Below are 24,922 nucleotides of genomic sequence, written 5' to 3' on the forward strand. Positions count from 1 at the left end.
ATTTTGCTTGAGTGCAAGCTGCCAACCTCGTCATTGCGAGCGCAGCGAAGCAATCCAGAGTCTTTCAGCGCGGGCAGTCTGGATTGCTTCGTCGCAAGGGCTCCTCGCAATGACGGCGTTGAGAGCGTTGCCCGCATAACGGGACCGCGCTACGCGACTAGGCCATCTTCTGGGCAGGCCCTATAACCCCACCTGCGAAAACAACGCGAGGAAACCACATGTCTGAAGCTCAAATCACGGACTGGCTGGCGTCGCAGAAGCAGGCCATGATCGATCTGCTCCGCGACGTCGTGAACATCGATTCCGGCTCGTATGACAAGGAAGGCGTCGATGCGGTCGGTGCGCGGTTCGAGCGGCATTTTGCCGAGCACGGCATTCCGTTCCGGCGCGAGGCCGATGCCACCTTCGGCGATGCGATCCACGCCGAGGTGGCAAAGCCCGGCAGCAACGAGAAGCCGGTGCTTTTGATGGGACATCGCGACACCGTGTTCGGCAAGGGCGAGGCCGGGCGACGACCGTTCACCATCAAGGACGGACGCGCCTATGGACCCGGCGTCGCCGACATGAAGTCCGGCCTCGTCATGAACGTGTTCGTCGCGACCGCTTTCCACAAATTCGGCGGCTCACCGCATCCGATCAAGGTGCTGATCACCTCAGACGAGGAGATCGGCTCGCCCTCCTCCCGGCCGGTGATCGAGCGCGAAGGGCGCGCCGCGCGTGCCGTATTCAATTCAGAGCCGGGCCGGCCCACGGGCAACGTCGTCACGGGGCGCAAGGGCGGCATCTTCATGCATCTCGCCATCACCGGCAAAGCCGCGCATTCCGGTGCCAATTTCGCCGCCGGAGTTAGCGCGATCGGCGAGCTCGCGCATAAGATCGTGCAGATCCACGCATTGACCGATCTCGACAAGGGCATCACGCTCAATGTCGGCCTCGTCGCGGGCGGGCAGTCCGTCAACACGACGGCGCCTTACGCGGAGGGCCAGATCGACCTCCGCTACGTCGAGCCCAGAGATCGGGCGACCGTGATGGCAGCGATCGAAAAGATCGTCGCGACGTCCTACGTGCCGGGCACGACCGCAACGCTGACCATCAAGGGTGAGTTCGTGCCGGTGGTGCAGAGCGCGGAGTCGAAGGCGCTGTTCGAGGGCTATCAAGCGGCCGCACGGCAGGTCGGCCTCACCACGCTGCAGGGCGAGTTCTCAGGCGGCTGCGCCGATTCCGGCTTCACCGCCGCGGTCGGCACGCCGACCATCTGCGGCCTCGGACCGGTCGGAGGGCTGGCGCACACCCCGGAGGAATATCTCGAGATCGACAGCATCGTGCCGCGTGCGCAGGCGCTGGCGCTGGCGATTTTGCGGGGCTAGCCGCGGCACACACCCGCCGCCACGTCCGGCTTGCCCCCGGGCATCCATGTCGATCCCAAATTGCGATGCACGTCGATGGCCGGGTCAAGCCCGGCCATGACGGGGAGAGCGTGTCGTCACGTATAACTCGGCGCGTCCGGCTTGCGGAAGATGTGGATGGGATCGCCGGGGATGATCACCGGCTGGCCCGAGAACATCGCATAGGCGTAGAGCGCGAGATAGGCGATCGCGAGCGCGCCGACGGCGTAGAAAGCGAAGGTCGCGATACGCTTCATCGATCCGCTCCATTGCCGTCCCGAAACGGGAGGCTCCGGGCGCTTCTAGAGCGATGAAACGAAAAAGGCCAGCCTACCGGTGCCAATCAAACGCCGCGCCGGCTGCGCGCGGGAACGCTGACATCCGCAAGCGTTGCCGCGTCCTCGTCCTGGTCGACCGCCACGTACTGGCCCTGCCAATAGGCCAGCGCCGCCGTGCGGGTCGAACTCCTGATGTCCCTGACACGGCCAATGACGATGCCGTGCGAGTGCCGCTCCACGATCTCCTCGACCTCGCAATCGAAGGCCGACAGCGCGCCGACCAGGAGCGGAACGCCGGAGACCGACGTCACCCATTTGGCACCCGCGAACCGATCGGCCCCCTTCAACCCACCCTTGCCGGCAAAACGTTCGGCGACATCGAGCTGGTCGGCGTTGAGGATGTTCACGCCGAAGGCGCCGTGGCGCCGGATCAAGGGAAACGACGAGGCATCGCGGTTGACGCTGACCAGCAGTGTCGGCGGCTCGACCGACAGCGAGGTCACCGAGGTCACGGTCATGCCGGTGATGTCCTTGCCCCGGCCGGCGGTGATGACACTGACGCCGCCGGTGAGGTGGCGCATGGCGCCGCGGAAATCGGCGGACGAGACGGGGATTTCGGTCATGAGATCGCGGGGCACTACATTCATGGCATCGCTCCCCGAAAGCGGGGTTCCCAGTATTTAGGTACGATCGTCCGCCGATAACAGGTGGCTCAGGATCGAGCCTTCAAGGCCCGCGAGCTCGGCCGAACCGCGCTGGCGCGGCCGGGCGGCGTTAACCGTGACGTCATGGGCGATGCGGCCTTCCTCGATCACGAGCACGCGATCTGCCAGGGCGACCGCCTCGGCGACGTCATGGGTGACCAGGATCGCGGTAAAGCCCTGGTCGCGCCAGACGCGCTCCAGCAGGCGCTGCATCGAGATACGGGTCAGCGCATCGAGCGCGCCGAGCGGCTCGTCGAAGGCGAGCACGCGCGGCCGGGACACCAGCGCGCGGCCGAGCGCAACACGCTGCTTCTGCCCGCCCGACAGCACCGAAGGCCACTGGTCGCGCTTGTCGGCGAGCCCGACCTCCGTCAACGCCTTTTCGGCGCGCGCATGCGCGTCTTGAGAGGCGCGATCGCGGCCGAGGCCGACCTCGACATTGGCGAGCACACGGGCCCAGGGCAGCAGCCGCGGCTCCTGAAACATCACACGGATGTCCTCGGGCTGAATGTCTTTTGGCTGAATGTCCTGGCCGAAGCTGATGCTGCCGGCGTCGATCTTGTCGAGGCCGGCGATCAAGCGCAGCAAGGTGCTCTTGCCGCAGCCGCTCTTGCCCACGATGGCGACGAACTGGCCGGCGGGGATGTGCAGATCGATACCGCGCAGCACCTCGTTGCTGCCGAAGGATTTGCGCAAGCCCCGGATGCTGAGCGGCAGGCCGCTGGCCTGAACCGGCCGCTCCTCGCGCACCACGCGGGCATGTGGCGCGAAATTGGCGCGGCTGGCGAGCTCGGTCTCGGGAAGGGAGGTACGAAGCGCTGTCTGCATGTGATTCCCAGTATTCTTGCTCAACGTTTCTGAAAGGCGGGGTGCCAAGAAAGCGTCAGACGCTCCAGCACGCGGGAGGCGCTGTCGGCGAGCTTGCCGAGCAGGGCGTAGATCAGGATCGAGAGCACGACGACGTCGATCAGCATGAACTCGCGCGCCTGCATCGCCATATAGCCGAGTCCCGAAGACGCCGCGATGGTCTCGGCGACGATCAGCGTCAGCCACATGATGCCGAGCGCAAAGCGGATGCCGACGAAGATCGAAGGCAGCGCGCCCGGGAAGATCACGCGGCGGAACAGTTCGCCGTCGGTCATGCCGTAGATGCGTCCCATCTCGATCAGCTGCGGATCGACGGTGCGGATCCCGTGCAGCGTGTTGAGATAGATCGGAAAGAACACCCCCAGCGCCACCAGGAACAGCTTGGCGCTCTCGTCGATGCCGAACCAGAGGATGACCAGCGGGATCAGCGCCAGATGCGGCACGTTACGTACCATCTGCAGCGTCGTATCGGTGAGCTTCGCCGAGAGCTGCGACAGGCCATTGGCGAGGCCGAACGCAAAGCCGATGCTGCCGCCGATCAAGAAGCCGATCGAGGCGCGCCAGAACGAGACCCAGATGTTGCGACCGAGCTCGCCGGAGAGCAGCAGCTTCCACCCCGAGAGCACGACGTCGCTCGGGGCCGGCAGCACGCGCGTCGGCACGAAGCCGGTGACGCTCGCGACCTGCCAGATCGCGATGATGACAAGCGGCACGATCCACTGGACCAGGCCATCGACGCGCGGCAGGCGGACCCTGCGTGGAAGGGGAATGCTGTCGATCAGGCTCATGATTGCGACACCCGGTGCTGCGGGCGGAAATCGCTGCCGACCGTCTCGCCGAAAGGACCGCCGTTGAAGTGGAGCTTCGTGACGTTGCTCGGCCGCTCCAGCGAGAGCAGCGGGAAGACCAGCTCGGCAAAGCGATAGGCTTCCTCCAGATGCGGGTAGCCCGACATGATGAAGGTATCGATGCCGAGATCCTGATACTCCCTGATGCGGGCCGCCACCGTCTCGGCGTCGCCGACCAGCGCCGTCCCGGCGCCGCCGCGGACGAGGCCGATGCCAGCCCACAGGTTCGGGGCGATCTCGAGCTTGTCGCGCTTGCCGCCATGGAGCTGCGCCATGCGCTGCTGACCGACCGAATCCATGCGGGCAAAGTTCTTCTGCGCCAGCGCGATGGTGGCGTCGCTGACATGCCTGATCAGCTCATTCGCAGCACGCCAGGCTTCTTCGTTGGTCTCGCGGACAATGACATGTAGACGGATGCCGAAGGAGAATTTTCGGCCGCGGGCGGCGGCGACCTCCCTCACCTTCGCGATCTTCTCGGCAACGAGCGCCGGCGGCTCGCCCCAGGTGAGATATTTGTCGACGGTGTCGACGGCGACGTCGATGCCGGCATCCGAGGAGCCGCCGAAATAGAGCGGCGGCCGCGGCGACTGCACCGGGTGAAACAGCAGCTTGCCGTCCTCGATGCGGATGTGCTTGCCCGCGGCATTGACGGTCCTGCCCGCGAGCAGGTCGCTATAGACGTTCAGGAACTCGCGGGTGACCTCGTAGCGTTCGTCATGGCCGAGGAAGATGCCGTCGCCCTTGTTCTCGACCGGATCGCCGCCGGTGACGACGTTGACGAGCAGCCGGCCGTTCGAGATGCGGTCGAGCGTCGCGGTCATGCGCGCGGCCACGCTCGGCGATTGCAGGCCGGGACGAACGGCGACCAGATAGCGCAGCCGCTCGGTGAACGGGGCGACCGAGGAAGCGACGATCCACGAATCCTCGCAGGACCTCCCGGTCGGCAACAGCACGCCGAAATAACCGAGCTGATCGGCAGCCTGTGCGATCTGGCGCAGATAGTTGAAGTTGACCTCGCGGCCGCCGATGCCGGTGCCGAGATAGCGGCCGTCACCGTGGGTCGGCAGGAACCAGAGGATGTTGGCGTTTGGTTGGCTCATCGATCTGCCCCCTAGCCGAACGACGTGCCGACCGCGGCGGCAACGATGCCGATCGACAGCACGATGGCCGCGATCACGCGCTGAATGATACGCTTCATGTTCAAGCCCTTGTGCGTGGGAAATGTAGTCGGCACGGTCAGGCCGCCGGGTTGCGCCAGACGATGTCGCGGATCTGAACCGGCTTGGGGATCAGGCCGAGCTTGTAGAAGCGATCGGCGACGCCCTGCTGGGTTGCGACGATGTCGTCGGTGACGGGGCCGACCACGAAGTTCGCGCGGTTGGCCGCGACGGTCTGAATATCCAGGGGAACGCCGGTGATCGCGGCGAGCGATCTGGCGACCTCGTCGCGGTGCTGCTCGGCCCATTGGCCCGCCGCGGTCGTCACGTCGACGATCTGCTGCAGGATCGCCGCATGGTTCTTCGCGAACGCGCGATTGGCGATGTAGAAGGAGTTGGTCTTGGTGACCTCGCGCGCATTGATCAGGATGCGGCCGTTCTGCCTGGTCTCGCCGATCGCAAAATACGGATCCCAGATCGCCCAAGCCTCGATGCTGCCATTGGCAAAGGCCGGGCCCGCATCCGGCGGCGTCAGATAGACCGGGGTGATGTCGGCATAGGTGAGGCCGGCCTTCTCCAGCGTCTGCACCACGACGTTGTGGGCACTGGAGCCCTTGGTGAAGCCGACGCGCTTGCCCTTCAGCTCAGCGATGTCGCGGATCGGCGAATCCTTGGGCACCAGGATGCCCTGCCCGTTGGTGATGGGCTGACCGGCGGCATAGACGATCGCGGCGCCCGCGGCCTGCGCGAACACCGGCGGGGAATCGCCGACCGCGCCAAAGTCCACGCTGCCGACGTTCATCGCTTCCATCATCGGCGGGCCCGAGGAGAACTCTATCCATTTCACGTCGATGCCTTGCGGCGTGAAATGTTTTTCCAGGGAAGCCTGCTGGCGCGCGATCACCAGCACGCCGGTCTTCTGGTAGCCGATACGAATTTCCTTCACCGCGCCTTGCGCATTCGCGCGCCCCGTCAACGCGGCGGCAACTGCGGTTCCGGCAGACAGTTTGAGGAAGTCACGACGCTGCATTCCACTCTCCCGGCCGCCTGCGGCCGCCATCGTTCACGTGCCGGCAAATGATGGTGCGGCGCGCGAGATGTGTCGAGGCGTCCAGGAAAATAGCGATGCGAGCACTGCGCGTGCGGCGATGCGCATGAGTAATCTTTCAAGCTCGCGCGATGATGCAGAGGGATTTTTATCGCACGCGAATGTGAGCGCCGCGCGAGTCTGCCCAGGCGCGGCGGAGCGCTGGAGCTCAAAACGTCGAAAACAACCCCATGCACAGTAGACGGCGATAGCAGGATCAATGACTTACGAGGCGGCGATTTGCGCCGCAGGCAAGACAATTTGCTCTGTCGGGCAAAACAGGAGCATGATGGCATGATCGCGGCCTTGCGAGCGTTCGGGCAAGACGCGCGCTAGGCCTAATGCAGCCACCGCACCGGCAAATTCTGCAGGCCCCGAAACGCCCAGCCGCCGATCCGCACCGGCTCGTCATCGGCGATCTCGAGCCTCTTCGCCCGCGCGAACACGGTCGGCAGCGCGACGTCGGCGATCATGGCACGGGAGGCGAAGGCGCCGGCGCAGAAATGGGGGCCGGCGCCGAAGGCGACGCTCTTGGTCACGTCGCGGCGCAGATCGAACTCGTCGGCGCGGTCGAAATGCTTCTCGTCGCGGTTGGCGGAGCCGAACATCAGGAACACGCGCTCATCAGTTTCGAAGGCGACGTCAGGGATGCTCCAGGGCTTTGCGATCCGGCGCGGCGACATCCCGATCGGCGAGATCCAGCGGGCGTATTCCTCGAACGCCTGCAGCCAGGTCACTTCACCGCGAAGGACCAGGTCGAGCTGGTCGGGATGGGTCAAAAGCGCCCACACCGTGCCGGCGATAGCCTTGCGCGGCTCGTTCTGTCCGCCTGATATTGCGAGCTTGACGTTGGCGCGCACGCTCTCCATCGGCATGCCCGAGGCGAGAAGAACGCCGAGGATGCTCTGGTCGGGGTGCTTGCGCATCACCGGCAGGATGTCATCGATCGCGGCGTCGATGCCCGACGTCGCCGCATGACAGCGCGCCTCGACATCGGGATCGCCGGCGTAATTGGCGATGCCCTCGATCATGCCCTGCGACCAGGCGTCCATATCGCCAAAGCCGATATTGGTGAGACCGGTGATCGATTTCAGGCATTCGCCGGAGAACGGCAGCGCGAAGTCGCGCATGAAATCGACCCGTCCCGGCGCGATCGAATCGATGATGCGATCGGCATGGGCCTGAAACACCGCTGTCCAGTGCGCCTTCACCGTTTTCGGCGACACCGTCGGGAACATCGCGCGGCGCTCGACCTGATGCGCCTCGCCGTCCTTGCGCATCATGTTGTGGCCCATCAGCCGGTTCATCAGGCCGGCGGGCTGGTGCGAGGAGAACACGTCGATCTGCTTCTCGGAGATCGAGATGTCGTCCCGGCTGGTCAGTAGCGTCGAGCCGAGCTGCGGCACGAAGGCGATCGGTGCCTCCTTGCGCATTTTTGCGAGCATGGGATAAGGATCGCACCAGAATGCGACGGGATCGATGTCGATGCGTGGCGCGGTGCTCAAGCTTCGCTCCCTTGCGCGGTCCTTGTCCGGGTCAGCTCTTAGCGCGTTCAGGCGCCGCCGTCTGTCCCCAGCGATTGGGACAGGGCTAAGCAGCCTGCCTAAATCCGACTTTGGCGATCGCATCGCTCAGGACATCGCCGCCTGCTCCGGGACGCGTGCCCTGCTCGGCGAGATGGCGGCGGAAGGCCCGCGCGCCGGGCACGGCGTGAAATGCGCCGACGAAATGCCGCGTGATCGCGTGCAGCCGCGTGCCGCGCGCGAGCTGCTGCTCGATATAAGGCATCATCGCCTCGAGCGCGGCCTGCATGGAGGCATGCGGAGCCGCTTCGCCGAAGATCTCGGAATCGACGGAGAGCAGCCGCCACGGTTCCTGATAGGCGGCACGGCCGAGCATCACGCCGTCGACATGTTCGAGATGCGCCTTCGCTTCGTCTACACCGGGGATGCCGCCGTTGATGATGACGGGCAAGTCGGGCATCGCGCGCTTGAGCCGATAGACGCGGTCGTAGTCGAGCGGCGGGATATCGCGATTCTCCTTCGGCGACAGACCGTTGAGCCAGGCCTTGCGGGCATGCACGATCAGCGCATCGCAGCCTGAGGCGACCACCGCGCGCGCAAGTTCGTCGAGCGCAGCTTCAGGATCCTGGTCGTCGATCCCGATCCGGCATTTCACCGTGACGGGCACCGCGACCGCGCGCTTCATCGCCTCGACGCACCTCGCCACCAGCTCCGGCTCCGCCATCAGGCAGGCGCCGAAGCGGCCGTCCTTCACGCGGTCGGACGGGCAGCCGACATTGAGATTGATCTCGTCATAGCCGAACGCCTCGCCGATCTGCGCCGCCTGCGCCAGCTCGTCGGGATCCGACCCGCCAAGCTGAAGCGCGACCGGATGCTCGACCGCGTCGAACCCAAGCAGCCGCTCGCGGTCACCGTGGATGACGGCTCCGGTCGTCAGCATCTCCGTGTAGAGCAGCGCCCGCCGCGATAGGTGGCGATGGAACACCCGGCAGTGCCGGTCGGTCCAATCCATCATCGGGGCAACACTAAATTTGTATTTCATATCAACGGCTTAAACGAATTGTCGCCCTAATGCAACGGCGCGCGACTGAATTTTTCCCCAGCATATTCAAGCGCATATCTGATCGTTCGGATTCCGGACGCGTTCGGCGCGCCAAAGGCGTGCCGGGCGATATCACCGGACGGATGGGCTGGACAAGCGGCCTCGGCGCACAGGATGTCTATCGGCTCCGCGTGATTGCGGTCGATCTCAAGGGCACGCAGGTGGTCGACGGCAACAAGGACGTCGACTGCATCCTGCCAAGGCTCCGCATGCTCTGGTCGCAGTCTCGCTAAAACTGGACGCCACGCGTCAATGCGCCGTCGACGACGAGGTTCGTCCCGGTGATGAAGCTCGCCGCGCGGCTTGCGAGGAACACCACCGCATTGGCCATTTCCTGCGGCGTGCCCATCCGTCCCGTCGGATTGAGAGCCAGCGCGGTCTTGTAGAGCTCGGGGTTGTTGTCCTTGATCATGTTCCAGACCCCACCCTCGAAATAAGTATTGCCGGGCGAGACCGAATTGGCGCGAATGCCCTTCGCCGCGAGCTGGTTGGCCAGTCCTTGCGTGTAATGGATGATCGCGGCCTTGAAGGTGCCATAGGGGCCGGCGGCGAAATCGACTTCGCGGCCGGAGACGCTGGAGATGGTGACGATCGCGCCGGCCTTGCTCTTCTCCAGATACGGCATGGCCACGTTCACCAGCCGCACCGTGCCCATCATGTCGGTCGAAAATTCCTTCTGCCAGCTCTCGTCGTCCTGCCCGATCGCAAGCGCGCTGACATTGGCGACGACGACGTCGATGCCGCCGAGCTTGGACGCCATATCTTCGACCCAGGCCTTCAGGACCGCCGCATCTGCCACGTCGACCGCGCCGCCATAGGCCGCAACGCCCTTGGCTTTGAGCGCAGCGACGGTGCTTTCGACTTCGGCGGGATTACGGGAGCATACCCCGACATCGGCGCCCTCGGCGGCAAATGTCTCGGCGATCGCGCGGCCGATTCCCTTGGTGCTTCCCGTGACGAGAACTTTTGCGCCCTTGAGTCCCAGATCCATGGTCCGCTTCCTTCTTCTTGGTTCAGTAGTTGCTCGCAGCCATTTTGACCAATCCGCGATAGCTGTGCGGCATGCGCATCGAGACCAGATCCTTTCGGCGCACCACATTGGTCGGATAGACGCTGTCGAGATTGGTGGTGTCGATCAGCGCAGTTGCAAGCCCTGTGCCGCCGGCGGCAATCGCCTCGCGCCGCGGAAACGCGAACGTGTCGGGCCCGAACACGCCGCTCAGCCCGGGATAGAGGCGTTCGGCATCGGCGACATTGGCGAAGGCGAAGAACAAATTGTTCTCGCCGGCGCGAACGCGCAGATGATGCCAGTGATGCGGATCCGGCCCCGTGGGAATCGGCTTCGGCTGCTCGACCTCCGTGCCGGCATGGGACGAACTGAAGCGGCCCTTGATTGCGGCAGGACAGGCGATGAGATCGCAGCCGCGCAGCGCCAGCACCCGGCCTGCCTCCGGAAACGAGGTGTCATGGCCGATCAACATCCCGATGCGGCCGATCGGCGTGTCGACGACGGTCCAGCCTTCTCCCGCGGTCGCCCAGCTTCGCTCGTCGGCGGTGAGATGCGTCTTGCGATAGACCGAGATGTCCCCGTCCGGAGCGACAAGGCAGGCGCTGTTGTAAAGCGTGTCGCCGGCGCGCTCCGCCAGGCCACAGACGAGGTAGAGACCCAGCTCCGCGGCGAGTTCCTCGAGGCGATCGGTCACCGCACCTGGTATCGGCTGCGCCGACGTCGCGGGATCGCCGAAACCGGTGACCGCAAGCTCCGGGAAGACGACGAGATCCGCACCTTCCGCGCCGGCCTTGCGCGCGAGTGCCGCGATCTCCGCAAGATTCTGGTCGATGTCGTCACCAGGCGCAAATTGCGCGACGCTGACCCGCGACGTCTTGCCGGGCGGCCACGGCTCGTGGCCGTAGAGACCAAAGAAGTCGCGCGGATTCCAGCTGAACGTATCGGTCAGCAGCTCCGGATAGAGTTCCGGCCGGCGCTGCGCAAAGACAGCTTCGCCGAGCACGCGGCGGGCGCGCGCGGCGTCGAGGTCGATCTCCGACAGCAGCACGCCGTCGCCCTTGTCGAGCACCGCGATCACCTTCCCGTCCGGCGCGATCACGCAGCTTCCGCCGCTGAACTGCACGGTGCGCTCGAGCCCCCAGCGGTTGCTCTCGATGACATAGCAGCCGTTCTCGAAGGCGCGGCTGATCCAGTAAGGCGCCGGCGTGCGCTCCGACAGCCAGTTCGAAATGTGGCAGATGACGTCGGCGCCGCCCAGCGCCATCAGCCGCGCGGTCTCCACGAAGTGGATGTCCATGCAGATCAGCAGCGCGATGCGGCCGATCGGGGTCTCGAACACCTGGTTGTGGAGGTCGCCGGCCGCGGCCCATTTCGGCTCGGAAATGTAAGGATGCGTCTTGCGGTGCCGGCCGACGATGCCGTCCGGCCCGATCAGGACGGCGGTGTTAAAATAGATGTTGTCCTCATCGACCTCAGGCATGCCGACCACGATGTAGCAGCCATGCTTGCGCGCCAGCGCCGCAAAGCGGCTCGTGGTCGGCCCCGGAATGGTCTCGACGAACGGTGCAACCTCGGCCCGGTCGAACCAGCAATAACCGGTCGTTCCCATTTCCGGCGTGACGATCAGCTTTGCACCGGCGGCCGCCGCCTGCTCGCAGAGCTCGAGCAGGCGGGCGATGTTGCCCGCCTTCTCGAACATGGTCGGCTCGAACTGGATGGCGGCGACCTTGTGAATGGTGGACATGAACAGGCCTGGCTCAACCGAGATAGGACTTCTTGATCGAAGCACCCAACGTGTATTTGGGATCGACCATGTTGCCGAGCCTGACCCGGCCGGCCTGGGTCAACAGCATGTAGGCGTCGATCTCGTCGAAACCGTAGTCGGCGGCCATCCAGCGGCAGAGCTCGCGATAGGCGATGCGGGCCGCATCCTCCATTGGCCGGGCCGAGCCGATGGTCATGATGAAGTCCTTTGTTTCCAGGCGCGGCCAGGCGATGGTCCAGTTCTTGATGAGATCGACCTGCACCGTGGTCACGGTCGGATGCTCGATGGCGACGCCGCAGAGCTCGCCATCGCCTTGCGCCGCGTGGCAATCGCCGAGATAAAGGAGCGCGCCCTTGGTGTTGACCGGCAGGTAGATGACGGCGCCGACGCCGATGTCAGGCAGGTCCATGTTGCCGCCATAGTAATCGGGGACCAGCGAGGAGATCGCTTCGATCTCCGGCGAGGTGCCGATGGTGCCGATGAACGGCTCATAGGGCAGCGTGATCTTGTCGTTCCATTTGGTGCCGGTCTTGGCGTCGATCTCGAGCTTCTTGACCCGCTCTGGCAGCGCCGGGTTGAGCAGCGCCGTGTTGCCCGTGCTGACCAGGCCACCGAACTCCGGCATGATCACCGTGGTGCCACGCGGCTGCGGGCCGCGCGGCACGATGCTCTCGATATAAACAGCGAGCGTGTCGCCCTTCTCGGCGCCGTTGACGTGGATCGGCCCGTTCTGCGGATTGAGGAAGGGGAAGTTGAGGATCTTCGAGGGGCTGTCGGTCTCGGTCTTGATGGCGCCCTCGAAGGCATCATGGGTCTCCGCGGAGACGACGGCACCGGGATCGACGGTCAGCACCGGCTTCACATAGGGGCCGTAGACATAGTGGTACTTGCCCTGCTCGCTCTCGGTGATGGTGTAGGCCGTGCCGCGCTCGCCTTTGGCGACGCCCTTGCGGGCCATGATGGAGTCTTTCTGCCAGGACATTTGCTTTTCTCCTTCTGCCGTTGGCTCGCCTTCAAACCGCAAGATGGCGACGCATCTCGGCCGCATCGTCGAGCGCCGCGCGATCGAGGTTTGCGACGATGCGGCCCTTGTCCATGACGTAGCAGCGCTGCGCCATGGCGCGGATCATGTCGAGGTTCTGCTCGACCAGGATGATGGTCACGCCGGTCCTGCGGTTGAGCTCGACCATGTTGCGCGCAATGTCCTGGACGATGTTGGGCTGGATGCCCTCCGAGGGCTCGTCGAGCAGGATCAGACTTGGATCGGCAATCAGCACCCGACCGATCGCAAGCTGCTGCTGCTGGCCCCCGGACATGGTGCCGGCGCGCTGATGCCAGCGCTCTTCGAGAATCGGAAAAGCCTCGACGATCTTGCGCCGCCCCGCTTCGGGAATGCCGCCGCCCTTGATCGCCGCGCCGACCGCGACGTTCTCGCCGACGGTCAGGCGCGGAAACACGTCGCGCCCCTGCGGTACATAGCCCATGCCGAGACGCGCCCGCTTGTGGGCGGCCAAGGATTCCACGGGATCACCGCGATAGACGATCGAGCCGCTCATCGCCGGCACGAGCCCGATCAGGCTCTTCATCAGCGTCGACTTGCCGACGCCGTTGCGGCCGATCACGGCGACGATCTCGCCTTCGCGCACCTCGATCTCGAGGCCCTGGAGCACCGGCTTGCCGCCATAGCCGGCGCGCAAGCCCAGGGTCGAGAGGATCACTTCCTTGCGCGGCATATCAAGCATGGGCCTGTCCCAGATAGATTGCCGCCACGCGCTCATCGGCCACGATCTCGTCGATGGAGCCCTGCGCGAAGACCTGGCCGAGATGCAGCACGGTGACGCGGTGCGCGACCTGCCGGACGAAGGCCATGTCGTGCTCGATCGCGAGCACCGTCATGCCGTCGGCATTGAGCCGCTGCACCATCTCGCCCGTCATATGGGTTTCCTCCGGCGACATGCCGGCGGTGGGCTCGTCCAGCAGCAACAGGCGCGGCTTCAGGCTGATTGCCATGCCGATCTCGAGCCATTGCTTCTGGCCGTGGCTGAGATTGCCGGCGGTCTGCGCCTGCTCGGATTCGAGGCCGAGGAAGGCGAGCAGCCGCCCGATCTCGGCTTCGAGCTCGGCGCCGCGGTGCCGGCTCTGCAAGGCAATCTCGAGGTTCTGACGGACCGAGAGACCCTTGAAAACCCCGGGCACCTGGAACTTGACCGACAGGCCGCGGTGGATCCGGGCAAAGGATTTCAGCGCGGTGATGTTCTCTCCGGCAAAGAGAATGTCGCCGCTGCCGGGATGATGCTCGCCGAGGATCAGGCGGAACAGCGTGCTCTTGCCGGCGCCGTTGGGGCCGATCAGGCAATGGATCTCGCCGGCTCGCAGCGTGAGATCCACGGAATTGGTCACGTGCAGGCCACCGAAATGCTTGTTCAGCTTGCGCAGCTCCAGCAGCGACATCAGCCGGCCCTCTGCATGAGGCGGGAGGCGATGCGGCCCAACCAGTTCATGACCCCCAGCACCAGGCCGTTGGGCGCGATCAGCACCGTGAGCACGAGCAGCACGCCCATGAAGACCAGCGCGTACTGGCTGCCGTAGATCGTCAGCGCCTGGAACGCGGCAAGAACCACCAGTGTGCCGATCACGGTCGAGGTCAGATCGCTGCGGCCGCCGACCGCGACCCAGATCAACGGCAGCGCAGCGGCGGTCATGCCCATGCTCGACGGCGTGATGTACTGGCCCCACACCGTGTAAAGCACGCCGGAGAGCCCTGCGAGCGCCGCGCCGATCACGAAGGTGATGAGCTGGTATTTGCGGACGTCGTAGCCGAGCATCTCGGCGCGTTCAGGGTTCTCGCGGATGGCGACGATGACGTTGCCGAAGGAGGAGTTCATCAGGATGCGCAAGGCGAGGTAAACCAGGACCAGAAGGCCGAGCACGAAATAGTAGAGCCCGACATCGGCGAACAGCACGATGGGCTCGCCCGGCCAGGGGATGGTCAGCGGCGGCATCGCGCTCATGCCGTTGAAGCCGTTGAGGCGCGCAGCTCCGATGTGCCATTCCGGCCCCGCGGTCTGCGCCATGAAGCGTTCCAGCATCAAGGTGACGGCGAGCGTGACGATGCCGAGGAAGACGCCGGCGATGCGGCCGAAGAACATGAAGTAGCCGAGCAGCACGGCGAAAAGCGCGGCGATCGCCACCGCCGCGACCAAAGCCAGCAGCGTGAAGCCGTAGGCCGCGCCAAAATTGATGGTGAGGATGCCGTAGCCATAACCCGCAATCCCGAAGAAGGCGGTCTGGCCGAAGGAGAGCGAGCCGCCATAGCCCCAGATCAGGCACAGGCTGAGCGCGATGAACACCCAGACGAAGAAGTACACGGTGTTGCCGACGGTATAGCCGTCGCTGAACAGCGGATAGGCGAATGCGACAGCGAGCACGAGTGCGAACAGGCTCCAGAAGGCCGGACCGCGACCTGCGGTCTGCGGGCCTTCGAGACGGCGAAACAGCGAGAGGAGACCGGTCACGACGCCATCACTCCGTCAGGTGCGCTCGCGCAGCACGAAGCCGGAAATGCCCTTCGGCAGCACCCGGACCACGATGATGACGGCCACCAGCAGGCCGATCTGTCCGAACAGCTGCCCCTGCCAGGAGGTCATGACCGACTTCACCACCGCGAGCACACCGCCGGCCGGCGCCGTGCCGAGGAAGACGTCGGCGCCGCCGATCACGACGGTGACGAAAGCCTCCATGATGAAGGTCGCCCCCATGGTCGGCACCAGCGTCATGGTCGGCGCGTAGAGACCGCCGGCAAGGCCGGCGAGCCCTGCCCCGCAAGCGAAGGTGAGGCTGTAGATCAGCCGGGTGTCGACGCCGAGCGCCGCCGCCATGTGCGGCACCTGGATGGTGGCGCGCGCCAGCACGCCGAAGCGCGTCCAGTTGAACAGCGCGTAGAGCGCGGCGAGCACGCCGAGAGCGGCGCAGAACAGCACGATGCGATAGATCGAATAGGAGTAGTCGCCGACCTGGAAGCTGCCGAACGGCGTGCCGACGCCGGCCATGGTCGAGCCCACCATGATCAGCGTGCCCTGCGTTGCGATCAGGCTGAGGCCCCAGGTGGCGACGATGGTGTCGAGCGGCCGGTCGTAGAGATGGCGGATCACCGCAAGCTCGACCAGGACGCCGACCAGCGCCGAGACCAGGGTGCCCGCCAGTATTCCCAGCGGCAGCGGCAGGCCCGCATGCACGGTCGCGGCGGTGACGTAGGCACCGCACATGATGAACTCGCCATGGGCGAGATTGATCACGCCCATCATGCCGAAGATCACCGCGAGCCCGCAGGCCGAGAGCACCAGAAACGCGAAGGCGTCGCCGAATTGATAGAGCGCCGAGAAGACGTGGGTCGCGATGTCCATGAACCAACCAGGTCTGAGGGAAGACGCAGAATTGTCGTCGCAGATGTCCGTGATCGCCCCGGCCCACCGGCAACGCCGGAGGCGTGCCGGGAGGGCCGGAGCGATCGGCCGCCGGGTCAGGGTTTCGGCGGCGGGTTCGACGGCGTGTACTGAGCCATCGGATCCTTCTTGGTGAGGTCGCAGCCGGCTTCACCCAGCCAGTACGGCTTGATGTCTTCCCAGGTCTTCGGGAAGGAGATCGAGTGATCGGCGCCGACCTTGGCGAGATAGATCGTATGCGACATGTGCTGGCTCTTCGGGTCGATGCAGACCTTGCCCTCCGGCGCGTCCATGCAGACGTCACCCAGCGCGATCACCTTGCGGATCTCCTCGCGCTTGGTCGATTTCGCGCGCTCCACCATCTGCTTGTAGAGATAGACCGCGAGATAGGAGTTCTCCGCCTCCTGGTTCACATAGGGCTCGCTCGGGAACTTGGCCTTGAACTTGGCGTAGAATTCCTTGCTCTTGGGCGAGTCGATCTCTTCGATGTAGTTGGTGGTGACGTACATGTCTTTCAGGCTCGGCGGCTTGAAGCGCTTGTGCTCGTAGCCCTGGCCGACGTTCACCGAGGACGCCATCGGCAGGTTGACGTTGGCGGACGCCGCCTGCTCGTAATAGGAGGCCTGCGCGGTGCCGACCAGCAGCGTGACCACGAAGTCGGGCTTGGCCTTCTGGATGTTCTGGATGCTCTGCGAGAACTGCGAGACGCCGAGCGGGATGAACTCCTCGCCTGCCATCTTGCCACCGTTCTCCTTGACGATCTTGCGCACCCATTCGGCCGAGATCTGGCCGAAATTGTAGTCGGCGGCGAGCGTGTAGACGTTCTTGCCGTACTTCTCCATCATGTATGGAATGAGCGTCGAGAACTGCTGCTCGGGCACGGCACCAGTGACGATCATGTGGCCGTCGCAGACGCCGCCCTCGTACTGGTTGTTGTAGAAGGCGAAGCCGTTGAACTGGTCGACGATCGGGCGATACGCCTCGCGCGAGGCCGAGGAGAAGCCCGCGAACACGACGTCGACCTTGTCGCGCTGGAGCACGCGACGCATGAACTCCTGGTAGCGGGTGTTGTCGGACTGGGTGTCGTAGGCGACGAGCTCCAGCGGCCGGCCCATGATGCCGCCGGCCTTGTTGATCTCGTCTGCGGCGAGCTGGATGGCGTGAATCTTGCCGATCGTGGCCGCGGCGAAGTCGCCGGACTGGTCCTCCAGCACGCCGAGCTTGATCGGGTTTTCCGCTCCAAGCGCCAAGTTTGATCCGATGGGTGATCCGAGGACAAGCGTCCCCGTGAGGGCTGCGGCGCGCAGCCCCCGCAATACAGACTTGCTCATGTTGCTTCTCCTAGATGGCCTGCTTATTGCCGCCTTGCAGCGTCATGCCGGTCGTGCGGCCGGTCGTATCGGGCGGCTTCGCCCGCTTGCTCAGAAACTCCTCGCAATAGAGCTCCATGCTCTGCCGCGCGCGCATGCTGTCGCGGCGGAGTTGGGAATAGGCACCTTCCTCGTCGAGACCGTCCTGCTGCACCAGCAGGATGACCGCCCGGATCACCGCGCGGCGACCGCGCCGGCGCTCCTCGAGGCCCTGCAGGCGCTCATACATTTCGGCGCGCAGCAGGAACTGGTTGATGCCCATGAACAGGGAGGTATAGACCGCCCCGCCATGCACCGGCTTGCGCAGGAACGAGGTGGCGCCGAGATTGACCAGCGCCTTCAACCGGCTCGGCGCCTCGACCCCGACGAGGCCGATCACCGGCACCGGCGGCAGCCGCGAGGCCGGGTTGACCTCGATTGCGACTGCGCCTTCGAGGTCGCCGTCGACGAACAGGATGTCGCGATCGGCCTGGAGGCTGGCGACGTCGATCCGGGCGCGGCCATCGACGATCTCGGGATATTCGGTGGAGACGCCGAGCTTGGCCAGCGTGGTTTCGAGCGTGCTTTCCCATCCCCCTCGCCTTGTGACGACGATGGCACGGCCGCCCTTGAAGTTCTGCAGCAGTCGAGAGCTCATGATTGCACCACCTTCAACAGCGGAGAGCGCATCGCGCTGGCAAAGCGCGGCGACGACTGGACGAGATAGGGATCGGGCGCGATCGGCTCGCGCGATTCCAGCAGCACTTCGAATTGCCCGTCGGCGGAGGAGCGGCCGATCCGCGGCGTGAGCCAGGCGTGCAACGTCTGCCGGTCGATACGGACCTCCCCTTGCGGCGCTCGCAGCCGCTGGTCGGCAACCGCGGCCCGCACCGTGCGCGCGTCGTCGGTGCCGGCCTGCGACAGGGCCGCTGCGAGCAGCTTGACGGCGATGTAGGACGCCTCGGCATCGGCCGACGACACCGGTCCCTCCGGAAAGGATCGGGTATAGGCGGCGATGAAGGCGGCATTTTCAGGGGAGTTCAGCGACGAGAAATAGACGCTCGACGACAAATGACCATCGACCGCGTCCGGTCCGATCTCCGGCAGCTCCGGCTCCGAAAGCGTGCAGCTGGCAACCGGGATGTCCGCAGCCTGGTCGATGCCGCGCGCGCGGCAGGCGGCACGGAACGCGCGAAAGAAGGCGTAGGCGCTGGTGCCGATCAGATTGTTGAAGACGAAGTCGGGCCGCTGGTCGATGATCGCCGCGATCACCTGGTCGACTTCGGTATCACCGACCGAGAGATAGCGCTCGGCGAGCACGACGCCGCCGCGCGCGACGAGCGCCTCGCGGAAGATGCGGTTGTTCTCCCATGCCCAGATATAGTTGGAGCCGACGCAGAAGGCGCGCTTGCCGACGCGCGTGGCGAGATAGTCCACCAACGGAAGAACGTGCTGGTTCGGCGCGGCGCCGGTATAGACGACATTGTCGGAGCTCTCGAACCCTTCGTAGTGGGACGGGTACCAGAGCATGCCGTCGAACTTCTCGAAGCAGGGAATGACCTCCTTGCGGCTCGAGGAGGTGTAGCAGCCGACGACGTGACGGACCCCGGAATTGAGCAGCTCCAGGCTGAGGGAGCGGTAGCGGGCAAGATCGCCGCTGGGATTGACCACGACCGGCTCCAGCGCGACCGTGTCGGAGCCGGCATTTGTCTCATTGAAGGCGAGCAGCGCCCCGTTGAGCATCGAACGCGCGACGACGCCGTACGACCCTGTCGTCGAGAACATCACACCGATACGATATCGCGTTCGCGTCATCACTCGATCCAAAACAAAAAAGCGCCCGCCGGCCGTTAAGCCGAGGGCGCCCTCGCCGCCAACCAAACACGCGACATGAGCGTGGTGTTGGAAATGGTTTGAACTCGTCGCGTTGACGGGCTGAGCTGCCCAACGCTTGGACGATACGGTCGTTGAGATCGAAAGCGAAGTCAAGCGCGTTGTTGCAGCGCAGACTGCTCCAATTCATATCGCCATGCAGCAAATCTGTGCAGCGACCGAGACCGCGCGACGGCTCGGCCGCAGCGCGCAGGTGCCGGCGCTACGGGCACTTCATCGCAGCAGGCGGCTCAGGAACGCAGCAGGGCATTGGCACGATCGTGATGAAGAGGAGATTCTGTTTCATCGGCTGCCGCAATCCGCACCTGCACATCCCTCGGTTTCGCCAGATACGGCGACGAGGTGACCAGGACATCAGCGCCCGCCTCTGCATATTCCCTGGCATTCGCCGCATTGACTCCGCCGGCGGCAGCAATGATCGGGCGCACTCGCGCATAGGCCATTGACGCGATGCGCTTCACCAGCGCGGCGATCTCGGCTGGTGAGAACTTCTCGGCCTGAATGACGTCGAAGCCGGCGACCGCCGCGGCAAGGGCGGCATCGGCGGACTTGACCTCGATCACGAGCTTCTTCTCCGGCGCCGCCTGGCGCAACCGTTCGACCGCCAGAAACAGCGGCAGCTCGCCGAGAAAGGCGCGATGCTCTGGAAACACCAACACCGTCTCCGACAGGCCGAGCCGATGCATCACGGCGCCGCCGGCTTTCACCGCCGCGACCGCAAAGCGCTTGATACCCGGCACGTTCTTGCGCGTGCAGGCAACCGGAATTTGCGGGGCCACCGCCCTCGCCGCGTCGACGATGGCGCGGGTCTCGCTGGCGACACCCGACCAGATCTCGATCAGCGTCTGCGCGACCTTCCAGCTCCTGAGCAGGCCGGCGGCCGGGCCGCGCGCCTCGAGGATCGGCGCGCCCTGCTCCAGCGACGCGCCGGATGCGGCGAACAGCTCGACCTTGCAGCCGGCGAGCGCGATGATCGCGGCGGCATCCTCGGCGAGCGCCAGCACCATCGGCGCACGCGCGGTAAACTGCATGACGCCGTCGATCCTGCCGATCCCGAGCGCCTCGGTGGTGAGGTCGCCGTAGGGCACATCGTCTTCGAGCAGACGCTCGAGCTCGGCGCGCGATGCAACGGTTGCCATAGCCTCGTTCCTTTCGCCGGTGTCGGCTTCTCGACCAATTGTCGTGAACCCGACACGGATCCGCGATCTCGCCGCCCCCAGGGGCGGCAATAGCCGTGTTTCGACGCTCATTGCTGCAATCCGCACACCAGATTTCACCCGCGCATCCGGCACGCCGATTGCTGAGCCTTCCCTGACCGGCGCCTCGCAGCAATCGAGCTCGCGCGGAGGCAGTTACCGTCAGCTGGAGTTCATTCATGAAACTGTTTCGTACGATCGCCGTCGCCGCAGGGCTGCTGCTCGCATTCGCCGAGGCGCAGGCCGCACAGACCAACGTCGCCGTGGCCGCCAACTTTACCGATGCCGCCAAGGAGATCGCTGCCGTCTTCAAGACGAAGACCGGACATGAGTCGCGCTCAACTTGTCAGCATCGCTGCAAAAAGATTCCGTCGCACTTGCACGCTTTGTGATCCGCTTCGCGGAATTTACCGTCGGAATGGGCGACACGCACGAAAGTGGGATCACCGCATTGATCCAGCGCAAATCGGCAAAGTTTCTTTGGCGACCGGCGCCTGCCGGTTGATCACACGTGCTGCCCTCCGTTGATAGGTACTTCAGCACCTGTGACGTAGCTGGCCGCATCCGAGCACAGGAAGAAGATCACCTTCGCCACCTCGTCGGGCGTCCCGACACGGTGCAGCGGGATGATCGGCGCCAGCTGGGCCTCGGTCTCCGGCGACAGGATATCGGTCTTGATCTCGCCAGGCGCGATCGCGTTGACGCGGATTCCGAACGGCGCGTAGTCGTGCGCCATCTCGCGGGTGAGGCACGCGAGCGCGGCCTTCGACGTCGCATAGGCCGTGCCGGCAAACGGATGTACCCGCGAGCCCACGATCGAGGTGACGTTGACGATCGAACCGGCAGCCCGCTTCAATTCCTCCACGAGGCCCTGAGCGAACAGGACCGGCGCGAGGAGGTTGACGTGGAACACGCTCATCCAGGTTTCCACCGGCGTCGTCAGCGAATTCAGCCGCGAGCCGTCGACGGATTTCGGCGAAATGCCGGCATTGTTGATCAACGCATGCAGCGGCCCGCCCCCGAGCCGCTCCTTGATGTCGGCGACTGCGCGCGGCAGCGCGCGGTGGTCGCTCAATTCGACCTGCACGTGATTGTCCGTCCCGGAATCCCACGGACATCGCTCGCCATCGAAGGGTTGCCGGGAGCAGGTGATGATCCGCCAGCCAGCCTCCGAGAACAGTTTCCCCGTCGCGTGGCCGATGCCGCGAGACGCGCCGGTCAGCACCAGCGTCTTTCGTTGCCCGCCTTGTGCGCGCGATTTGTCGCCGTGAAACGGGCACAAAGCGAGATCTGGCGCGGAGGCGCCACCCGGCGCAGCATCGCGATCAAGCAGATCGAGCCTCACGTCAACTCCTCACTGCGTCCGATCGGACGCTCGGCGATTACGACAGGATCAACTTTGCAGGATTTGGGCCACGCCTCCAATCGTTGCGGTTTTCCCGGCTTGATGTCGGCTTTTCGACACGATGGAAGGTTTGCAACACGCGCGCGTGTGCTTTCGGACCAGATCGGTACGCGACGGGTTCGTGAATGTTGATCGGCAGTTGAGCGCTCTTTTTCAATCGTTCCAAATGGCCCGGCTCTTGCTCTTCCTGGTCCGGGCCGGCTCGCGCCTTGCACATTTCTCTGCAACCGTGGTTTCAAATGTCCCAGCCGAACGACCAACGTCTCTTTGCCGTTATCCTCGGCACCAACGAGATCGCCTCCGCGGCCGCCATCCAGCTCGTCCGTGCGGGATATTGTGTGGTGCTGTCACACGATCCCGATCCACCTGTGATCCGGCGCAAGATGGCCTTCCATGACGCGCTCTACACCGACACCGCGGAGCTCGAGGAGTTCGTGGCGGAACGGGTGGATGACGGCCTGCAGGTCTATCAGGCACTGGGCCGGCCGCCGCAGATCCTGGTAACCTGGCTCGGCCTGCTCGACCTGCTTCCGGTCCGGCACATCGACCTACTGATCGACGCCCGTCTGCAGAAGCGCCGCATCACACCCGACCTCCGACGGCTCGCCCGGCTGACGATCGGGCTCGGCCCCGGCTTCTCCTCGACCTTCAATTGCGACGTTGCGGTGGAGACCCGGCCCGGCAAGATCGGGCTCGTGACCGACACGCGCTGGACGGATGTCGCCGACGGCGTGGCGAGTTCGCTGGGCGAAGTCGGTGCAGAACGTTTCGTCTACTCACAGTCCGCGGGACGCTGGCACACGCCGATCGAGATCGGCACCCGCGTCTACAGGGATCTGGTGCTCGGCCATCTGTCCGGCGTTCCGGTGCTTGCGCCGCGTGACGGTGTTTTGCGCGGTATCGCCCGCGACGGCAGCGAGGTCCCTGCCGGCGTGAAGCTGCTGGAGGTCGATCCCCGCAGCCGCGATGCCCAATGGACGGGAACGGATCAGCGCGGACGCGCCATTGCCGAGGCGATAGCCGCCGCCATCAGGCTCCACGCTGCTCGGCGCTCGATACACTGGAATCCGGCATGATCGTCTGTTCCTGCAACGTCATCAGCGATCACGACATCAGAGGCGCCGTGTCGATCGACGACGAGCTTTGCTCGGCCGCGCAGGTCTACGACTGCCTGGGCTGCACGGTCAGGTGCGGACGATGCTCACAAGCGGTGAGGCGAATCCTCGAGGAGCAGCCGGCCCGCGATATTCACGGGATTGGAGCCTAGCGGCGCTCACCGGGTTGAGATCACAAACTGGACAATGTCCTCCGCGGACAGAAGCTGGCGAAGTGTCTCCAAGGCGCGTTGCCTCCTGGTCAACGGACGGCGTGCACCCAATTGCAGGTCGGTCCACCGCCATCTGCGAAAATCACCCTCTGCTAGGTCCCGCCCAGCGTGTGCAGGACCGGCCGAGGTGCGGTCCCGTCATCGAGATCGAGCGTCGCCACTGTGATTGGAAGCTTGAAGCGCCGTGGCCCGGCGCTTCCGGGATTCAGATAAAGGACCCCGTCGACCGTCCTGATGCTCGCGCGATGCGAATGGCCGCAAATCACGACGTCGGTGCCATCGGAGGCTGGCTTGCTCTGCAGTTCGTTCAGATCGTGCAGGACATAGAAGACGTGCCGCCCGAGGCGGACGGTTTCCGTATCCCGATAGCTCTGCGTCCAGCCGCCGCTATCGACATTGCCGCGGATAGCCGTGACAGGCGCAATCCGGCGTAGCCCCTGGAGCACATGTTCGGCGCCGATATCGCCGGCATGAATGATATGCGACGCGCCGGCGAACAAGTGCGCCACCTCCGGCCGAAGCAGGCCATGCGTATCCGAAATCACTCCGATCTTCACCGCGGCGCTCCTCCTGACGGACTGCCAATGCCGCGACAGGCTCAGATATGAAAGACATCCGTGGGCGTTGACCGCCTCAGATCGCTCGTGACGCGATGCGGATGCGGTTCGACGCATCCCGCAGGGCCCGAACGGGATCTACGCGGTCGCCTGCTCTCGGAACCGGGCATCACCGATCTCAAGGATGCCTCAGTTCAGGCTGCGCGTCAGCAGCTGCAGCACGATCGCGAACAGCTCTCCTTGCGAGGAGATGCCGAGCCGCTGATAGGCGCGCTTGCGATAAGTCAATGTCGAATGCAGGCTGATGCCGAGTCCTTGCGAGATCGCCTCGGAGCTGAAGCCCGCGAGGATGCGCCGGCAAACCTCCTGCTCGCGCGGCGTGAGAGAAGCGAGCGGCGCCCGGGTCGCGAACAATTCGGCGAGAGACTGCTCGGGCGTTGCTTTGCCCTGAAAATGGCGCGCCACGCTCGCGCCGATCGCCGGTGCGATCGCCTGAAGCCGCTCGCGCTGCGCCGTGGTGAAGCGGCCCTGGGCCGCAATGCGATAGAAGTTGACGTAGAAGCAGGTGTCGCCAGCCCAGATCGCGGTGGCGCATTTGTCGACGATGCCGGAATCGTGGAAGAATATCTTTCGGTAGCGCGCGCCGTACATGCGCGGCGCGAACGCGGGCAACATGATCGGCCCGCCTCGCTCGCCTTCGAACAGCACATCGCGGTTGGGGTCGGATTCGTGGAACTGGCCGGCATAGGCCGCACCGAGATCGCCGCCGATCGGAATGTTGCCGGCATCGAGCAGGCAGGTCGCGCTACCAGAGCGGTAGAGCGCGAACACCATGCAATGGCCGACACCGGCCTGGCCCCGCAACGTGTCGATGAGGATGTTCGGGAAGTCGGGACGACCGATGGCGAGCACCGCGGACGTCACGTCGCCAGCCGCCAGACTTGAGGGCATCCCACCCGGTCGCATCGCTTCCTCCGAAAGGCGCTTGTTTTGCTGGAGGATAACAGCAAGGGAATTGCGACGGAAGT

General features: G+C 64.9%; 28 protein-coding genes. 5 read left to right on the forward strand and 23 right to left on the reverse strand.

From position 1 onward, the window contains the following. Positions 1-218: 218 nt before the first annotated feature. The gene (locus P6U31_RS31080) at positions 219-1,367 is read left to right on the forward strand and encodes a M20 family metallopeptidase (protein ID WP_407185464.1); all 1,149 of its coding nucleotides are present in this window, start codon (positions 219-221) and stop codon (positions 1,365-1,367) included. Between the two features lie 116 nt (positions 1,368-1,483). On the opposite strand, the gene P6U31_RS31085 is transcribed toward P6U31_RS31080, so the two are convergent. The 9 genes from P6U31_RS31085 to dusA form a co-directional block, all read right to left on the reverse strand. Further along, the gene (locus P6U31_RS31085; protein WP_407185465.1) at positions 1,484-1,642 is read right to left on the reverse strand and encodes a hypothetical protein; all 159 of its coding nucleotides are present in this window, start codon (positions 1,640-1,642) and stop codon (positions 1,484-1,486) included. An 86-nt stretch (positions 1,643-1,728) separates the two neighbouring features. Continuing rightward, positions 1,729-2,310, reverse strand: a complete 582-nt coding sequence (locus tag P6U31_RS31090) for a flavin reductase family protein (RefSeq protein WP_407185466.1) — start codon at positions 2,308-2,310, stop codon at positions 1,729-1,731. Between the two features lie 33 nt (positions 2,311-2,343). Beyond that, on the reverse strand, positions 2,344-3,195 hold the full coding sequence (locus tag P6U31_RS31095; protein WP_407185467.1) for an ATP-binding cassette domain-containing protein: 852 nt from the start codon (positions 3,193-3,195) through the stop codon (positions 2,344-2,346). A gap of 20 nt (positions 3,196-3,215) precedes the next feature. Beyond that, positions 3,216-4,022: an aliphatic sulfonate ABC transporter permease SsuC gene (ssuC, locus tag P6U31_RS31100; RefSeq protein ID WP_407185468.1), complete on the reverse strand. Its 807-nt coding sequence runs from the start codon at positions 4,020-4,022 to the stop codon at positions 3,216-3,218. Next, a complete protein-coding gene (gene ssuD, locus P6U31_RS31105) occupies positions 4,019-5,182 on the reverse strand; it encodes an FMNH2-dependent alkanesulfonate monooxygenase (RefSeq protein ID WP_407185469.1) in 1,164 nt (387 codons plus the stop codon). The genes ssuC and ssuD overlap by 4 nt, the downstream gene beginning before the upstream one ends. A gap of 11 nt (positions 5,183-5,193) precedes the next feature. Next, a complete protein-coding gene (locus P6U31_RS31110) occupies positions 5,194-5,316 on the reverse strand; it encodes a hypothetical protein (protein WP_407185470.1) in 123 nt (40 codons plus the stop codon). A gap of 2 nt (positions 5,317-5,318) precedes the next feature. Further along, a complete protein-coding gene (locus P6U31_RS31115; protein ID WP_407185471.1) occupies positions 5,319-6,269 on the reverse strand; it encodes an aliphatic sulfonate ABC transporter substrate-binding protein in 951 nt (316 codons plus the stop codon). A gap of 395 nt (positions 6,270-6,664) precedes the next feature. Continuing rightward, positions 6,665-7,831, reverse strand: coding sequence for a cytochrome P450 (locus tag P6U31_RS31120; RefSeq protein ID WP_407185472.1), 1,167 nt, complete (start codon positions 7,829-7,831; stop codon positions 6,665-6,667). An 85-nt stretch (positions 7,832-7,916) separates the two neighbouring features. Continuing rightward, entirely contained in the window at positions 7,917-8,864 is a 948-nt protein-coding gene (gene dusA, locus P6U31_RS31125; RefSeq protein WP_407190003.1) for a tRNA dihydrouridine(20/20a) synthase DusA, read from the reverse strand. A gap of 170 nt (positions 8,865-9,034) precedes the next feature. Here dusA and P6U31_RS31130 point away from each other — a divergent pair, with 170 nt between their 5' ends. After that, positions 9,035-9,184, forward strand: coding sequence for a hypothetical protein (locus P6U31_RS31130; protein ID WP_407185473.1), 150 nt, complete (start codon positions 9,035-9,037; stop codon positions 9,182-9,184). Here P6U31_RS31130 and P6U31_RS31135 read toward each other — a convergent pair. The 11 genes from P6U31_RS31135 to modD all read right to left on the reverse strand — a co-directional run bounded on the left by P6U31_RS31135 (position 9,181) and on the right by modD (position 20,548). Further along, positions 9,181-9,942 carry an SDR family NAD(P)-dependent oxidoreductase gene (locus P6U31_RS31135; protein WP_407185474.1) on the reverse strand — a complete coding sequence of 254 codons (762 nt, stop codon included), beginning with the start codon at positions 9,940-9,942 and terminating at the stop codon, positions 9,181-9,183. The two genes, P6U31_RS31130 and P6U31_RS31135, sit on opposite strands and share 4 nt — an antisense overlap. Positions 9,943-9,964: 22 nt before the next feature. Next, positions 9,965-11,704, reverse strand: a complete 1,740-nt coding sequence (locus tag P6U31_RS31140; RefSeq protein WP_407185475.1) for a nitrilase-related carbon-nitrogen hydrolase — start codon at positions 11,702-11,704, stop codon at positions 9,965-9,967. A gap of 13 nt (positions 11,705-11,717) precedes the next feature. Next, positions 11,718-12,707 (reverse strand): acetamidase/formamidase family protein, encoded by a 990-nt coding sequence (locus tag P6U31_RS31145; RefSeq protein WP_407185476.1) that lies wholly within the window; start codon positions 12,705-12,707, stop codon positions 11,718-11,720. A gap of 31 nt (positions 12,708-12,738) precedes the next feature. Then, positions 12,739-13,458: an ABC transporter ATP-binding protein gene (locus P6U31_RS31150; protein ID WP_407190004.1), complete on the reverse strand. Its 720-nt coding sequence runs from the start codon at positions 13,456-13,458 to the stop codon at positions 12,739-12,741. Position 13,459: 1 nt separating this feature from the next. Then, entirely contained in the window at positions 13,460-14,176 is a 717-nt protein-coding gene (locus P6U31_RS31155) for an ABC transporter ATP-binding protein (RefSeq protein ID WP_407185477.1), read from the reverse strand. Continuing rightward, positions 14,176-15,240, reverse strand: coding sequence for a branched-chain amino acid ABC transporter permease (locus tag P6U31_RS31160; protein WP_407185478.1), 1,065 nt, complete (start codon positions 15,238-15,240; stop codon positions 14,176-14,178). The genes P6U31_RS31155 and P6U31_RS31160 overlap by 1 nt, the downstream gene beginning before the upstream one ends. Positions 15,241-15,255: 15 nt before the next feature. After that, the gene (locus P6U31_RS31165; protein ID WP_407185479.1) at positions 15,256-16,128 is read right to left on the reverse strand and encodes an ABC transporter permease subunit; all 873 of its coding nucleotides are present in this window, start codon (positions 16,126-16,128) and stop codon (positions 15,256-15,258) included. Positions 16,129-16,244: 116 nt separating this feature from the next. Then, positions 16,245-17,498: an urea ABC transporter substrate-binding protein gene (locus P6U31_RS31170; RefSeq protein WP_407185480.1), complete on the reverse strand. Its 1,254-nt coding sequence runs from the start codon at positions 17,496-17,498 to the stop codon at positions 16,245-16,247. Between the two features lie 10 nt (positions 17,499-17,508). Next, entirely contained in the window at positions 17,509-18,174 is a 666-nt protein-coding gene (locus tag P6U31_RS31175) for an ANTAR domain-containing response regulator (protein WP_407185481.1), read from the reverse strand. Further along, entirely contained in the window at positions 18,171-19,331 is a 1,161-nt protein-coding gene (locus P6U31_RS31180) for a transporter substrate-binding domain-containing protein (RefSeq protein WP_407185482.1), read from the reverse strand. Before P6U31_RS31180 ends, P6U31_RS31175 begins: the two co-directional genes overlap by 4 nt. Before the next feature lie 308 nt (positions 19,332-19,639). Next, positions 19,640-20,548, reverse strand: coding sequence for a ModD protein (gene modD / locus P6U31_RS31185; protein ID WP_407185483.1), 909 nt, complete (start codon positions 20,546-20,548; stop codon positions 19,640-19,642). A gap of 236 nt (positions 20,549-20,784) precedes the next feature. Here modD and P6U31_RS31190 point away from each other — a divergent pair, with 236 nt between their 5' ends. After that, entirely contained in the window at positions 20,785-20,997 is a 213-nt protein-coding gene (locus P6U31_RS31190; protein ID WP_407185484.1) for a hypothetical protein, read from the forward strand. Between the two features lie 113 nt (positions 20,998-21,110). On the opposite strand, the gene P6U31_RS31195 is transcribed toward P6U31_RS31190, so the two are convergent. Continuing rightward, on the reverse strand, positions 21,111-21,950 hold the full coding sequence (locus P6U31_RS31195) for an SDR family NAD(P)-dependent oxidoreductase (RefSeq protein ID WP_407185485.1): 840 nt from the start codon (positions 21,948-21,950) through the stop codon (positions 21,111-21,113). A gap of 299 nt (positions 21,951-22,249) precedes the next feature. On the opposite strand from P6U31_RS31195, the gene P6U31_RS31200 reads away from it, so the two are divergent. Both P6U31_RS31200 and P6U31_RS31205 read left to right on the forward strand, forming a co-directional pair. Next, entirely contained in the window at positions 22,250-23,086 is an 837-nt protein-coding gene (locus P6U31_RS31200; protein ID WP_407185486.1) for a xanthine dehydrogenase, read from the forward strand. After that, positions 23,083-23,277 carry a bacterioferritin-associated ferredoxin gene (locus tag P6U31_RS31205; protein WP_407185487.1) on the forward strand — a complete coding sequence of 65 codons (195 nt, stop codon included), beginning with the start codon at positions 23,083-23,085 and terminating at the stop codon, positions 23,275-23,277. Before P6U31_RS31200 ends, P6U31_RS31205 begins: the two co-directional genes overlap by 4 nt. 152 nt (positions 23,278-23,429) lie before the next feature. On the opposite strand, the gene P6U31_RS31210 is transcribed toward P6U31_RS31205, so the two are convergent. Together P6U31_RS31210 and P6U31_RS31215 are read right to left on the reverse strand one after the other, a co-directional pair. Beyond that, positions 23,430-23,894, reverse strand: a complete 465-nt coding sequence (locus P6U31_RS31210; protein ID WP_407185488.1) for a metallophosphoesterase family protein — start codon at positions 23,892-23,894, stop codon at positions 23,430-23,432. A 189-nt stretch (positions 23,895-24,083) separates the two neighbouring features. Further along, entirely contained in the window at positions 24,084-24,860 is a 777-nt protein-coding gene (locus P6U31_RS31215) for a helix-turn-helix transcriptional regulator (RefSeq protein ID WP_407185489.1), read from the reverse strand. Positions 24,861-24,922 lie beyond the last annotated feature (62 nt).

The sequence above is a fragment of the Bradyrhizobium centrosematis genome (assembly GCF_045571495.1).
Taxonomy (GTDB): Bacteria; Pseudomonadota; Alphaproteobacteria; order Rhizobiales; family Xanthobacteraceae; genus Bradyrhizobium; species Bradyrhizobium centrosematis.